Origin of the sequence: Kitasatospora sp. NBC_00315 (assembly GCF_041435095.1) — a bacterium.
Classification (GTDB): Bacteria; Actinomycetota; Actinomycetes; order Streptomycetales; family Streptomycetaceae; genus Kitasatospora.
The window spans coordinates 2,880,525-2,894,501 of sequence record NZ_CP108025.1 but is presented as its reverse complement, the minus strand read 5'-3'; the positions used below and the strand labels follow the sequence as shown (position 1 = coordinate 2,894,501).

Genomic DNA, 13,977 nt, shown 5'->3' with positions numbered 1-13,977 from the left:
CGGGGGGATCCTCGGGGAGCGGGCCCGCCCGGGGGCCGGCCGGGCGGGCAAACTCCCGCGGGGCTCCTGCCGATTGCCGTACGGGTGGTGCTCCGGTGGTGACTTGGCGCCCTGCATATGCCGGGCGGCTCGGAGCATCCAGTGAACCGTGTGCTGACCGCCCACAGTTCACTCGTGGGGGTGGCGAAAGGTGGCGTTTCCCCGGCGATGCTCCCCCGGATGGTCGAAAGGGCGTTACGTTCAGCTCACCGGCCGCGACACCTCGTCCACTCCGGCCCGTCCCCGGAGGGGAGTTGGGGAGTCGACGAGTCGCTCGTGAGCGGTGGAACACCAGTACGGGAGCGGCGCGACACGGCGGCGCGAGGGCACCACGGGCACTGTGCGGGCACGGCAGCGCACGATCACCAACAGGTACGGCACGTCTAGGAAGCGCCCGCGACCGTCGGGCACCACGAGCGGGGCCCCGTGGGCGGGGCCGGGCGGGATGGGGACGTTCCCATGGCAGAGAAGCAACCCAACGAGAAGTTGACCTCGTGGTTCGGCCGAAGCGGCTGGTCCAAGGGCGAGTTGGCCCGGCAGGTCAACCGCCGGGCCCGCCAGATCGGGGCGCACCACGTCTCCACCGACACCTCACGGGTGCGCCGCTGGCTGGACGGCGAACAGCCGCGCGAGCCGATTCCGAAGATCATGTCGGAGCTGTTCTCCGAACGGTTCGGCTCGGTGGTCTCGGTGGAGGATCTCGGCCTGCGGGTGGCCGTCCCGGTCTCGACCGTCGGCGGCGGCGTCGACCTGCCGTGGAGCGCCCCGCAGACGGTCCAGCTGATCAGCGAGTACTCGCGCAGCGACCTGATGCTCAACCGGCGAGGCTTCCTGGGCACTTCGCTGGCCCTGACGGCCGGGGCCGCGCTGATCGAGCCGATGCAGCGCTGGCTGACCCCCGGCCCCGGCGGCGCGCCCACCCCGATCCTGGCCGCCGCCAACGGCGGCGAGCCGTTCAGCGGCCGGCTCTCCGAGCCCGAACTGGAGCTGCTGGAACAGACCACGGTCATGTTCCGCCAGTGGGACGCCCAGAACGGCGGAGGTCTGCGCCGCAAGGCCGTGGTCGGCCAACTGCACGAGGTCACCGACCTGCTGCAGGAGAGCTACCCCGAGCAGACCACCCGCAGGCTGTTCCGGCTCACCGCCGAACTCGCCCACCTCGCCGGCTGGATGTCCTACGACGTCGGCATGCACCCCAGCGCGCAGAAGTACTACGTGCTCGCGCTGCACGCCGCCAAGGAGGCGGGCGACCGTCCCTTCGGCGCGCTCATCCTCACCGACATGAGCCGCCAGATGATCCACCTCAACCGCGGCGAGGACGCCCTGGAGCTGATTCACCTCGCCCAGTACGGCAGCCGCGACTCCGCCACCCCCAAGCAGCAGTCCCTGCTGTACGCGATGGAGGCGCGCGCGTACTCGACGATCGGCGAGGTCAACCGCTGTGCCCGGGCCGTCCGGCTGGCGGAGGACACCTTCACCGACATCCGCGAGGGCGACAACGACCCGGACTGGCTGAAGTTCTTCTCGGCGGCCGAGCTCAACGCCGAGAACGCCCACTCCTACCGCGACCTCGCCTACCACTCCAGCCGGAGCGAGCTGTACGCCTCGATGGCGGCACCGGTGATGGAGCGGGCCGTCGACCTGTTCCGCCAGGACGAGGACCATGTCCGCTCGTACGCCTTCAACCTGGTCGGCATGGCCAGTGTGCACCTGCTGCAGAACGAGCCCGAGCAGGCCGCCGTGATGGCCGAGCAGGCGGTGGACATCGCCGCCAAGGTGCGCTCGGAGCGGCTGAACACCCGGGTCCGCAAGACCTCGGAGGCGGCCAACCGCACCTTCAGGGGAGTGCCCGGGGTCAGCCGGCTGGCCGACCGGGTGGTCCAGGAGATCCCGGAGTTCGCCTCGGCGGTCTGACCGCACGGATCCGGCCATCACCGGCCGTCCACCGAAACCGATCACCGACCGTGGGGGCCGCCGCCCCCACGGTCGGTGATCGTTTGAGCACTCCTCGTGCTGTGCGGCCGAACGGTAACCCATGTCCTGTCATGGCACGGCCGTAGTTCACGTCCGCGTAACCCGGGCGTTCACGTCGTCACGGCCGTGAAACACCCAGCCGCATCGGCCGAAACCCGCCTTCGACACTCTCCTTCTCATCGCCGACACCCCGGGTGGCACGGGACAGGTACCCACGGGTGGAGCGGCATTCATTCACGAGGAGACGCCGATGCCGGACGGCTTCAGCGCAGGCGATACCGCCTTTGTGCTCATCAGTGCGGCCCTGGTCATGTTGATGACCCCGGGCCTGGCCTTCTTCTACGGGGGCATGGTCAGGGTCAAGAGCACACTCAACATGCTGGTCATGAGCTTCATTTCGCTCGCGATCGTCAGCGTGCTCTGGGTTCTCTACGGCTACACCCTCAGCTTCGGCCCCGACGCCGGCGCCGGCCTGATCGGCAACCTCGACTTCCTGGGGATGCGCGGCATCGGCCTCAACCAGCTGACCGGCACCATCCCCACCACCACCTTCGCCGCCTTCCAGCTGATGTTCGCCATCATCACCCCCGCCCTGATCAGCGGCGCGATCGCGGACCGGGCCAAGTTCGGCGCCTGGGCCCTGTTCATCGCCCTCTGGGTGAGCGTGGTCTACTTCCCCGTCGCGCACTGGGTCTTCTTCTTCGACGGCGGCAACGGCGGCTGGCTCGGCGACCGCAACGGTGTGATCGACTTCGCCGGTGGCACCGCGGTCCACATCAACGCCGGTGTGGCGGGCCTCGCGCTCTGCCTGGTGCTCGGCAAGCGGGTCGGCTTCAAGCGTGACCCCATGCGCCCGCACAGCCTGCCGCTGGTGATGCTCGGTTCCGGTCTGCTGTGGTTCGGCTGGTTCGGCTTCAACGCGGGCTCGGCACTGGCCGCCAACGGCGTCGCGTCGATGGCCCTGATCAACACCCAGATCGCCACCGCCGCCGCGGTCCTCGGCTGGCTCGTCTACGAGAAGCTCAAGCACGGCGCGTTCACCACGCTGGGTGCCGCCTCGGGCGCCGTCGCCGGCCTGGTCGCCATCACCCCCGCCTGCGGCTCGGTCAGCCCGCTCGGCTCGATCGCGATCGGCCTGATCGCCGGCGCGGCCTGCGCCGCGGCGATCAGCCTCAAGTACCGCTTCGGCTTCGACGACTCGCTCGACGTGGTCGGCGTGCACGCCGTCGGCGGTGCGATCGGCTCGCTGCTCATCGGCCTCTTCGCCACCGGTGGCGTCGGCCAGACCGCCAAGGGCCTGTTCTACGGCGGCGGCCTCGACCAGCTCGGCAAGCAGGCGATGGGCGTGGCAGCGGTCGCGGTCTACTCCTTCGTGATGTCCTGGCTGCTCGGCACCGCGATCCACAAGACCATCGGCTTCCGGGTCACCGAGGACGTCGAGGTGGCCGGCATCGACCAGGCCGAGCACGCCGAGTCCGCGTACGACTTCAGCGCGATGGGCGCCAGCCTGAGCCGCGCGGTGTCGGGTGTCGAGAAGGCCGCCGCCAAGTCCGCCGGTACCACCGCCAGCACCGCCGAGAAGACTGAGGTCGACGCCTGATGAAGCTCATCACCGCGGTCATCAAGCCGCACCGGCTGGACGACGTGAAGGCCGCCCTGCAGGCCTTCGGAGTGCACGGCCTCACCGTGACGGAGGCCAGCGGCTACGGTCGCCAGCGCGGTCACACCGAGGTCTACCGGGGCGCGGAGTACACCGTCGACCTGGTACCGAAGGTCCGGATCGAGGTGCTGGTCGAGGACGACGACGCCGAGCAGCTGATCGACGTCCTGGTGAAGGCCGCCCGGACCGGCAAGATCGGCGACGGCAAGGTCTGGAGCGTCCCGGTCGAGACCGCCGTCCGGGTCCGGACCGGCGAGCGCGGGCCCGACGCCCTCTAGCCCACCGCTGGATCTAGCATTCCTCTCGATACCACCTCACGCGGATCTGCGGCCGGTCTCCGGCCGCAGGTCCGCTGACGGCATATCAGGCCCGTGCAGCGCCCGGACGACGGATGGGGATCTCGACATGACGACCGACGCCAACCCTCCTTCCCCGCCCGCCGACGCGCAGGACGGGCCCACCGACTACGGCGGCGCCCGCGCCCGCCTGTTCGCCGACCCGTCCGTCACCGGCGCCGAGCGCCGGGCCGCACTGGCCGCACTCACCGACCGCTGGCTGTCCGGCCTGCTCACCGCCGCCGACGCCCCGCCGGGGGTGGCCCTGGTCGCGGTCGGCGGCTACGGCCGCGGCGAGCTCTCCCCGCGCAGCGACCTCGACGTCCTGCTGCTGCACGAGGGCCCGATCGACAGCGCCCTGCCGGAGCGCATCTGGTATCCCGTCTGGGACAACGCCGCCGCCCTGGACCACTCCGTGCGGACCGTCGCCGAGGCCCGCTCGGTCGCCGCCGAGGACCTCAAGGCCCAGCTCGGCCTGCTGGACGCCCGGCACATCGCCGGTGACGGCGCCCTCACCGCCTCGCTGCGCTCCGCCGTCCTGTCCGACTGGCGGGCGACCGCCGCCACCCGCCTGCCCGAGCTGCACGAGCTCTGCGCGGAGCGGGCCGAGCGGCACGGCGAGCTCTCCTTCCTGCTGGAGCCGGACCTCAAGGAGGCCAGGGGCGGCCTGCGCGACGTCGTCGCCCTCAACGCGATCGCCGCCTCCTGGCTCGCCGACGCCCCGCGCGACGGGCTGGAGGCCGCCGCCCGGCGTCTCAGCGACGTCCGCGACGCGCTGCACCTGACGACCGGCCGGGCCACCGACCGCCTCAGCCTCCAGGACCAGGACCAGGTGGCGGCCGCCCTCGGCGTGCTGGACGCCGACACGCTGCTGCGCCAGGTCTACGAGTGCGCCCGCACCGTCAGCTACGCCGGGGACGTCACCTGGCGCGCCGTCGAGCGGGTCCTCGCGGCCCGCTCCGCGCGGGGCCGCCGCTCGTCCCGGCTCACCTTCCCGTTCAGCGGCGTGGGGCGCGGCACCGGCGCGGTGGCCCGCGGCGCCGTCGAGCGCCGTCCGCTCGCCGAGGGCGTGGTCGAGCAGGACGGCGAGGCCGTCCTCGCCCAGGGCGCCCGGCCCGCCAACGATCCGGTGCTGCCGCTGCGCGCCGCCGCGGCCGCCGCACAGGCCGGCCTCACCATCTCCTACGCGACCGTGCGGCGGCTCGCCGCCGAGGCCAGACCGCTGCCGGTGCCCTGGCCGGACGAGGCCCGCGAGCAGCTGGTCACACTGTTGGGCGCGGGGGAGGCGTGCGTCCCGGTCTGGGAGGCGCTGGAGGCGGAGGGGCTGATCACCCGGCTGCTGCCGGACTGGGAGCGGGTGCGATGCCGCCCGCAGCGCAACGCCGTGCACCGCTGGACGGTCGACCGGCACCTGGTCGAGACGGCGGTCCGGGCCGCCGCGATGACCCGCCGGGTGGCCCGCCCCGACCTGCTGCTGGTCGCGGCGCTGCTGCACGACATCGGCAAGGGCTGGCCGGGCGACCACTCGGAGGCGGGGGAGGTGATCGTCCGCGACGTGGCCGTCCGGATGGGCTTCGACCACGCCGACACCGAGACCCTCGCGCTGCTGGTGCGCCACCACCTGACGCTGGTCGACACCGCGACCCGGCGCGACCCGGACGACCCCGCCACCGTCGACCTGATCACCAAGGTCGTCGGCACCGCCTCGCACCTGGAACTGCTGCACGCGCTCACCGAGGCCGACGCCACCGCGACCGGCCCGGCCGCCTGGAGCAGCTGGCGGGCCTCGCTGGTGGACGGCCTGGTCGGTCGCGCGGCCGCGCAGCTGGCGGGCGGCGGTCAGCCCCCGGCCTTCGGCGTCGGCGGCGCCCATCCGACGGACGCCGAACCGACCGCGGAGGAGGAGCGCCTCGCCATCGAGGCGGCCCGCACCCAGGGCCCGGCGCTCTCCCTGCACGCCCGGAGCGACCTGGAGTCCTTCGCCACCGAGGCGATGGGCGTCGATCTGACCCTGGCCATCCCCGATCGCCCCGGCCTGCTCGGCACCGTCGCCGGCGTGCTCGCCCTGCACCGCCTCACCGTCCGCGCGGCCGGGCTGCGCGAACTGGACCCGATCGGCGTCGGAGCCGTCCTGCTGATCTCCTGGACGGTCACCGCCGAGTTCGGCGACCTCCCCGAGGCGGCGCGCCTGCGGGCCGACCTGCGCCGGGCCCTGGAGGGCTCGCTGGACGTCTCGCGCAAGCTCGCCGAACGCGACGCCGCGGCGCCCCGGCGGCGCGGGATCAGCACCCCGCCGCCGGTGGTGTCGGTCGCCCCGGGCGGGGCCTCCGCGACCGCCACCGTCCTGGAGGTCCGGGCCCACGACGCCCCCGGCCTGCTGCACCGGATCGGCCGCGCGCTGGACGAGGCGGGCGTGCGGGTGCGCACCGCGCACATCTCCACGCTCGGGGCGGACGCCGTCGACGCCTTCTACGTCACCGACCCGGCCGGCCGGCCGCTGGCCCAGCAGCGGGCCGCGGAGGTGGCGGCCCAGGTGCAGGCGGCGCTCGGGTGAGCCGGGGGCGCGGAGGCTCCGGCGGCCGGCGCGTCGGAGAGTCGGGCGCCCCCCCCGCGGACGGGCCGGGAGCTGCCCGCGGACGGGCCGGGAGCCGCCCACGGACGGGCCGGGAGCCGCCCGGGTCGCGGCGCCGCCGGGGCTCCCGCGCCGGTTCGCGGTGCCGGTTCGCGGTGCCGGTTCGCGGTGCCGACGTCCGGGGCCGCGCCGCTCGGCCGAAGGCCGCCGCCCCAGGGGTGGAGACCGTACCCGGGGCGGCCGGATACCCTGGGGGCGACGACCGTACCCGTATCGATGCCGCAAGGGACCCGCGACGACGTGTTCGACACTCTTTCCGATCGCCTCGCAGCGACGTTCAAGAACCTCCGGGGCAAGGGCCGCCTCAGCGAGGCGGACATCGACGCCACCGCCCGCGAGATCCGGATCGCGCTGCTCGAAGCGGATGTCGCGCTGCCGGTGGTCCGGGCCTTCATCAAGCAGGTCAAGGACCGGGCGCTCGGCGCCGAGGTGTCCGGTGCGCTGAACCCGGCCCAGCAGATCATCAAGATCGTCAACGAGGAGCTCATCAACATCCTCGGCGGCGAGACCCGAAGGGTCCGGTTCGCCAAGACCGGCCCGACGGTGATCATGCTGGCCGGTCTGCAGGGTGCCGGTAAGACCACCCTCGCGGGCAAGCTCGGCTATTGGCTGAAGTCGCAGAAGCACACGCCGCTGCTCGTGGCCTGTGACCTCCAGCGCCCCAACGCCGTCAACCAGCTGACCGTCGTCGCCGAGCGCGCCGGTGTGGCGATCTACGCCCCCGAACCGGGCAACGGCGTCGGCGACCCGGTCAAGGTCGCCCGCGACTCGATCGAGTACGCCAAGCAGAAGCAGTACGACGTCGTCATCGTCGACACCGCCGGCCGCCTCGGCATCGACGCCGACCTGATGCAGCAGGCCGCCGACATCCGGGCCGCGGTCAACCCGGACGAGGTCCTCTTCGTCGTCGACGCGATGATCGGCCAGGACGCGGTCACCACCGCACAGGCCTTCCTCGACGGCGTCGACTTCACCGGTGTGGTGCTCTCCAAGCTCGACGGCGACGCCCGTGGTGGCGCGGCCCTCTCGGTCGCGCACGTCACCGGCCGGCAGATCATGTTCGCCTCCAACGGCGAGAAGGTCGACGAGTTCGACGCCTTCCACCCGGACCGGATGGCCTCGCGCATCCTCGGCATGGGCGACATGCTCTCCCTGATCGAGAAGGCCGAGCAGACCTTCTCGCAGGCCGAGGCCGAGAAGATCGCCTCCAAGCTGCAGGGCGGCGGCAAGGACTTCACGCTCGACGACTTCCTGTCGCAGCTGGAGCAGGTCCAGAAGATGGGCTCGATCTCCAAGCTGCTCGGCATGCTGCCGGGCATGGGCCAGATCCGCGAGCAGATCAACAACATCGACGACAAGGACGTCAACCGCGTCGGCGCGATCATCAAGTCGATGACCCCGGCCGAGCGGACCGACCCCAAGCTCATCAACGGCTCGCGCCGGCTGCGCATCGCCAAGGGTTCGGGCACCGGCGTCGGTGAGGTCAACAACCTGGTCGAGCGGTTCTTCGAGGCCCGCAAGATGATGTCCGCGATGGCCTCCGGCAAGGGCATGCCCGGTATGCCCGGCATCCCGGGCATGGGCGGCGGTGCGAAGAAGTCCGGCAAGAAGTCCCAGCCCGCCAAGGGCCGCAAGAAGTCCGGCAACCCGCTGAAGCGGGCGCAGGAGGAGCAGGCCGCCGCTGAGCGCCGCGCCCTCGGCCCGGGCGCCGGCCAGCAGGCTCCCGCCGAGGGTGGCGCGTTCGGGCTCGGTGCGGGCAAGGGCCCGGCCGACTTCGAGCTCCCCAAGGAGTTCAAGGACCTGCTCTGACCCGGCTCGGAGCCCCCCGGGGCGCTCCCGCTCCACCGCTTCGGCCCGCCACCCGGTACACCCGGGCGGCGGGCCGTCCGCGTACCCGGGGGCGTGCCCGATGATGGGGGAGTGCGAGTGACGATTCGGGCGCCGAGGCCCGCAGACGTGGAGCAGTACGCCGAGGCCGTTCGGCGGTCCGCCGGGCACATCGGCCGCTGGAACCCGGTCGAGCCGGACGGGCTGCCCGAGCTGCTGACCCGCCAGGGCGCCGGCCTGCGGACCTTTTTGATCGTCGACCAGGCCACCGGTGGGCTGGTCGGCAAGTGCAACGTGGCGAACATCGTGATGGGCCGGTTCTGCAACGGCGCGCTCGGCTACGACTCGTACCTGCCGTTCGTCGGGACCGGCCGGATGACCGAGGGCATGCTGCTGGTCGTCGATCACTGCCTCGCCGCCCAGGCGGACGGCGGCCTCGGTCTGCACCGACTGGAGATCAACGTGCAGCCGGACAACGAGCGCTCGATCGCGATGGCCCGCCGGCTGGGCTTCCGGCACGAGGGCTTCACACCCCGGATGCTGTTCCTCGGCGGTGCGTGGCGCGACCACGAGCGGTTCGCCCTGACGGCGGAGGAGCGGCCGGGCCTGCCGACGGACTGAGCGGGCAGCCGGGCGGGGCGCGTGCGGGGCGGGGTGCGTGCGGGCCGTGGCGCGCGCGGGTTGAGGTGCGTGCGGGCCGTGGCGCGCGCGGGTTGAGGTGGGGGTGGTCGGGGAGGGCGTGTCCGGTCGGGGAGGGTGTGTCCGTGCGGGGCGGGGCGCACGTCGTGCGACGTGCGCCCCGCCCCGCGGTCGCCTCAGCGCATCCGCTCCGCGATGACGTACCGGAAGACGTTCGCCATCCGTACCGCGCCGCCCGGCCGCCGGTAGGGGTGCAGGATCTCCTCCAGCTCCTTGGCCACCAGCGAGCGGCCGGAGAACTCGACCGCGCTGTCGTAGAGGCCCGTGGAGAGCAGCCCGCGCACCGCGCTGTCCAGGTCCGCGTACGCGAACGGGCAGCTCACCCGGCCACTGCCGGCCGGCCGCAGGCCCGTGCCCAGGAGCAGGTCCTCCAGGCCGCCGGGCGCGCTCAGCGCGAACGGGTCGCGCGCGGTGGTCCGCCCGGCCCGCCGGCGCGCCACGTCCAGCACGGCCGCGCTCTCGCAGCGCTCGGGCGGACCCCACGCGGCCAGCACCACATGCCCGCCGGCCAGGGTGAGACGTGCCGCTTCGGCGACCACCCGTGCGGGGTCGCAGGCTCCCGGCAGCTGCTCGAAAACCGTCACCAGTGAATAGGCCGTGCGGGGGACGTCGTCCTGCTCCGCCGTGGTCCGGCCCCCCGGCCGGCCCTCCGCTCCGACCCGCAGCCGGCGCTCCCGGGCCAGCTGCCGCAGCTCCGGCTGCGCCTCCAGTCCGGCGACCTCGGCGCCCCGCCCCGCCGCGAGCAGCAGCGCCAGCCCCGACCGGCAGCCGAGGCCGAGCACGCTGGTGGCCGGGCCGACCTCCAGGCGGTCGTGGACCGCCTCGTAGAGCGGTACGAGCATCCGTTCCTGGATCTCGGCCCAGTCGCGGGCCCGGCCGGGCCCCGGCCCGTCGGGCTCTGTTCGGTCCTGTACCAGCGCGTGCTCTGCGGTCGTACCGGTCGCCTGCGCTGAAGCCATCGCGGCCTCCTATCCGGTCCTTCGGTGTCGTGTCCGTGGCTCCCCCCAAGGTCCCGCCCCCCTCCAGCGAACAGCGGCTCGGGCGCGCCGTCCAGAGGGGTACAGCGTGCTGTCCGCGCGCCGCGGGCGTGCGCCCCCGCGCCCCGAGCGCCCGATCGGACGCGGCGCGGGCCCGGGCGGATTCGGAGGAGGGGCCGAATGCCCCGTACGATTCGCCCCATGGCAAAGGCACCCGTTCTCACCCCCCAGGCGGACGACTTCCCGCGCTGGTACCAGGACCTCATCAACAAGGCCGAGCTGGCCGACAACGGTCCGGTGCGCGGCACCATGGTCATCCGACCGTACGGCTACGGCCTGTGGGAGCGGATGCAGCAGGAGATGGACGCCCGCATCAAGAAGGCCGGCGCTCAGAACGCCTACTTCCCGATGTTCATCCCGCAGTCCTACCTGACCAGGGAAGCCGAGCACGTCGAGGGCTTCGCGCCCGAGCTCGCGGTGGTCACCCACGGCGGCGGCAAGGAACTGGAGGAGCCGGTCGTCGTCCGGCCCACCTCCGAGACGATCATCAACGAGTACTTCTCCAAGTGGGTGCAGAGCCACCGGGACCTGCCCCTGCTGATCAACCAGTGGGCCAACGTGGTCCGCTGGGAGCTGCGTCCGCGCGTCTTCCTGCGCACCACCGAGTTCCTCTGGCAGGAGGGCCACACGGCCCACGCCACCTACGAGGACGCGCGGGCGTACGCCTCCCGCATCCACACCGAGGTCTACGCGGACTTCATGATCAACGTGCTCGGCATCGACGTGGTGCTCGGTCGCAAGACCGCCAAGGAGCGCTTCGCGGGTGCCATCAACACCCTCACCCTCGAAGGCATGATGGGTGACGGCAAGGCGCTGCAGATGGGCACCAGCCACGAGCTGGGCCAGAACTTCGCCAAGGCGTTCAACACCACCTACCAGCTGCAGGGCGCGGAGCGCGAGCACGTCTGGCAGACCTCCTGGGGCGTCTCGACCCGGATGGTCGGCGGCCTGATCATGTCGCACGGCGACGACAACGGCCTGCGCGTGCCGCCGCGACTGGCCGCGACCCAGGCCGTCGTCCTCGCCATCAAGGGCGACGACGCCGTGCTGGCCAAGGTCCGCGAGATCGGCGCGGAGCTGGAGGCCGCGGGCATCAGGGTCGTGGTCGACGACCGCACCGACACCCCGTTCGGCCGCCGTGCCGTCGACTGGGAGCTCAAGGGCGTACCGGTGCGCATCGAGGTCGGCCCGCGCGACCTGGAGGGCGGCACCGCGATGCTGGCCCGTCGCATCCCCGGTGGCAAGGAGCCGGTCGCGATCGACGGCCTGGCGGCGCTGCTGCCCGGCCTCCTGGAGGAGGACCAGGCGCTGCTGCTCCGTCAGTCCCGCGAGCGCCGCGAGTCCCGCACCGTCGACGTCACCACGATCGACGAGGCGATCGAGGCCGCCGCCACCGGCTGGGGCCGCATCTCCTGGGCCGACCTCGGCCCGGAGGGCGAGGCCAAGCTGGCCGAGCAGGGCGTATCGGTGCGCTGCATCGTCGCCGCCGACGGCTCCGTGCCGTTGACGGACGACCAGGCCGGCAATATCGCGATCGTCGCGCGCGCCTACTGATTCGATTTCAAGGTGGTTACCGGACGGTTCTGTTCCGGCCCGGCAGGCTTCTTTCGTCGCGGTGGGGGCGATCGTCTCACCTGTTGACATGCCTACTGACCGGTCAACTCCCGGTATTAACGGAATAGCGGTACGGTGTACGGCCCGTGGCCCTGTCAACTCGACGAGGGCGACGGGCCGTACGTCTTGGGCGATCGCCCGCCCAGGGGCGGAAGCAGACGAGCCCGCCGAACTCCGACGGGTCCACACTTGCAGGGGGTTGGTCTTGCGTCAGATCGATAACACGCAATATGCGCGCTGCCGCGTATTCCTGAGAGTTTCCTGGGAATTCCAGGAGAACGGGACGCCCCGGAACATCGGCACGCACTCCATCGTTGGTCTAGCGTGAGCACGACACAGCCCCTCGTCCTCGCGGCCGAACTGGCCGCCGCCTGGAGTGACATCCAGACCCACCACCAGGATCTCCCCGATCTGGCCTCGCCCGAGGCCCTCATCGGCGAATCCTCCTCGGCCTGTGGCACCCGGCTCGGTTTCGAGCGGCTGCTCCACGAGGCCGCCCACGGCCTGGCCGCCGCCCGGGACATCCGGGACACCTCGCGGGCCGGGCGCTACCACAACCGGCGCTTCCTGCTGCTCGCCTCCGAGCTCGGGCTGGCCCACCCGGTCGAGCCGCACGCGAGCAGTGGCTTCTCCCAGGTGACCATGCTCAAGGAGACGCAGGAGAGGTACGCCGACACGATCGAGCGGCTCGACCATGCGCTCGGTGCCCATCAGGAGGCCGTGGCCGGCGACGGCGCCTCGCGCGCCTTCCGGGGCCCCGCGGCCCGGCACGGCTCCTCCGGGGGCGGAGTCCGGGTCAAGGCGATCTGCGGGTGCGGTCGCAACGTCCGGGTGGTGCCGTCGGTGCTCGCGCAGGCCTCGATCGTCTGTGGTGCCTGCCAGCAGCCGTTCAAGATTGCGTAGTCAGGGGCCTGGCTGACCGGAGCGCGAGCTCATGGTCGGCCAGGCCTTCGAGTTTTCCGGGCACGCCCGGGCGGCGGTGACGCCCGGCGGCCGGCGCCGGTCGAGCGGGGGCGCAAGCAGCTGGACGGGCCCGACCCCCGGGTCCAGGGGTGGTCGGCCCCGCGGCGCGGGCGGGGCCGGGCGGGCGGGCCGGGTGGGGTGGCGCGGGTGCCCGTCGCGACCCCTGTCGGGCCGACCTGCGGCGGTGTGGCACAATTGACAGCTGAGTACTCGGCAGCCGAGCAGGACCCCTCTCTCCTACGGCTGGCGTGTCCCTTGAACGGCCGACCCCGCAACCCCACGCGGAGGACGCGGCCGCTCACCCACGTCAACTCCAGGAGAATCCACTCCCGTGGCAGTCAAGATCAAGCTCAAGCGTCTCGGCAAGATTCGCGCCCCGCACTACCGCATCATCGTCGCCGACGCCCGCACCAAGCGTGACGGTCGCGCGATCGAGGAGATCGGCATCTACCAGCCGACCTACGACCCCTCGAAGATCGAGGTCGACACCGACCGCGCGCAGTACTGGCTGTCCGTCGGCGCCCAGCCGACCGAGCCGGTGCTCGCCATCCTCAAGCTGACCGGCGACTGGCAGAAGTTCAAGGGCCTCCCGGCTCCGGCGCCGCTCAAGGTCGCCGAGCCCAAGGTCGAGGACTTCTCGCACCTCTTCGCGAAGGCCGTCGCCGGCTTCGAGGACAGCACCACCGGTGTTGCCATCACCCCGAAGGCCAAGAAGTCGGACAAGGCCGAGGCCGAGGCCGACGCCGCTTCCACCGAGGCCTGATCGTGATCGAGGACGCCCTCGATCACCTGGTGAAGGGCATCGTCGAGCACCCCGACGAGGTACAGGTGCGCTCGCGCACCCTGCGTCGGGGCAACACCATCGAGGTGCGGGTGCACCCCGATGATCTCGGCAAGGTGATCGGCCGTGGCGGCCGGACCGCGCGCGCTCTGCGCACCGTGGTCGGCGCGCTCGGCGGTCGCAACGTCCGGGTCGACCTCGTCGACGTGGACAGCATTCACTGATTCCGCCACTGTGCGGACAGGCAGTCTGCTTGGGGCCGGTCGGGACGCTTGTCGTCCCGGCCGGCCTTGTTTTTCGTTCGCCGGCCAGTCCGTTCGCCGGTCCGCAGGCCCTTCGGCCGGCCGACCCGCGCGGGCCCCAGGCCGGCAGGTCGGCCGGCCCGGATGTTCGGTCGGCCGCATGTTTCCGTCATT

At 72.3% G+C, this 13,977-nt stretch carries 11 protein-coding genes; 10 read left to right on the top strand and 1 reads right to left on the bottom strand.

Annotation, left to right across the window (positions count from 1 at the left end):
* The first annotated feature begins 498 nt into the window (after positions 1 to 498).
* The 6 genes from OG823_RS11505 to OG823_RS11480 all read left to right on the top strand — a co-directional run bounded on the left by OG823_RS11505 (position 499) and on the right by OG823_RS11480 (position 9,088).
* Positions 499 to 1,953 carry a hypothetical protein gene (locus OG823_RS11505; RefSeq protein ID WP_371479380.1) on the top strand — a complete coding sequence of 485 codons (1,455 nt, stop codon included), beginning with the start codon at positions 499 to 501 and terminating at the stop codon, positions 1,951 to 1,953.
* A 310-nt stretch (positions 1,954 to 2,263) separates the two neighbouring features.
* Positions 2,264 to 3,613, top strand: a complete 1,350-nt coding sequence (locus tag OG823_RS11500; RefSeq protein ID WP_371479379.1) for an ammonium transporter — start codon at positions 2,264 to 2,266, stop codon at positions 3,611 to 3,613.
* Complete coding sequence (locus OG823_RS11495) at positions 3,613 to 3,951, top strand: P-II family nitrogen regulator (RefSeq protein ID WP_371479378.1); 339 nt, start codon at positions 3,613 to 3,615, stop codon at positions 3,949 to 3,951. The genes OG823_RS11500 and OG823_RS11495 overlap by 1 nt, the downstream gene beginning before the upstream one ends.
* A 127-nt stretch (positions 3,952 to 4,078) precedes the next feature.
* Positions 4,079 to 6,562: a [protein-PII] uridylyltransferase gene (locus OG823_RS11490; RefSeq protein ID WP_371479377.1), complete on the top strand. Its 2,484-nt coding sequence runs from the start codon at positions 4,079 to 4,081 to the stop codon at positions 6,560 to 6,562.
* Between the two features lie 318 nt (positions 6,563 to 6,880).
* Entirely contained in the window at positions 6,881 to 8,449 is a 1,569-nt protein-coding gene (ffh, locus tag OG823_RS11485; protein WP_371479375.1) for a signal recognition particle protein, read from the top strand.
* A gap of 111 nt (positions 8,450 to 8,560) precedes the next feature.
* Positions 8,561 to 9,088, top strand: coding sequence for a GNAT family N-acetyltransferase (locus OG823_RS11480; RefSeq protein WP_371479374.1), 528 nt, complete (start codon positions 8,561 to 8,563; stop codon positions 9,086 to 9,088).
* Between the two features lie 194 nt (positions 9,089 to 9,282).
* Here OG823_RS11480 and OG823_RS11475 read toward each other — a convergent pair whose 3' ends face one another.
* Positions 9,283 to 10,125 carry a class I SAM-dependent methyltransferase gene (locus OG823_RS11475; protein WP_371479373.1) on the bottom strand — a complete coding sequence of 281 codons (843 nt, stop codon included), beginning with the start codon at positions 10,123 to 10,125 and terminating at the stop codon, positions 9,283 to 9,285.
* Between the two features lie 219 nt (positions 10,126 to 10,344).
* Here OG823_RS11475 and proS point away from each other — a divergent pair, with 219 nt between their 5' ends.
* The 4 genes from proS (at position 10,345) to OG823_RS11455 (ending at position 13,785) form a co-directional block, all read left to right on the top strand.
* Positions 10,345 to 11,757: a proline--tRNA ligase gene (gene proS / locus OG823_RS11470; RefSeq protein ID WP_371479372.1), complete on the top strand. Its 1,413-nt coding sequence runs from the start codon at positions 10,345 to 10,347 to the stop codon at positions 11,755 to 11,757.
* Positions 11,758 to 12,141: 384 nt separating this feature from the next.
* Positions 12,142 to 12,720, top strand: coding sequence for a hypothetical protein (locus OG823_RS11465; protein ID WP_371479371.1), 579 nt, complete (start codon positions 12,142 to 12,144; stop codon positions 12,718 to 12,720).
* 391 nt (positions 12,721 to 13,111) lie between these two features.
* Entirely contained in the window at positions 13,112 to 13,543 is a 432-nt protein-coding gene (gene rpsP, locus OG823_RS11460; protein ID WP_371479370.1) for a 30S ribosomal protein S16, read from the top strand.
* A 2-nt stretch (positions 13,544 to 13,545) separates the two neighbouring features.
* The gene (locus OG823_RS11455) at positions 13,546 to 13,785 is read left to right on the top strand and encodes an RNA-binding protein (RefSeq protein WP_371479369.1); all 240 of its coding nucleotides are present in this window, start codon (positions 13,546 to 13,548) and stop codon (positions 13,783 to 13,785) included.
* Positions 13,786 to 13,977 lie beyond the last annotated feature (192 nt).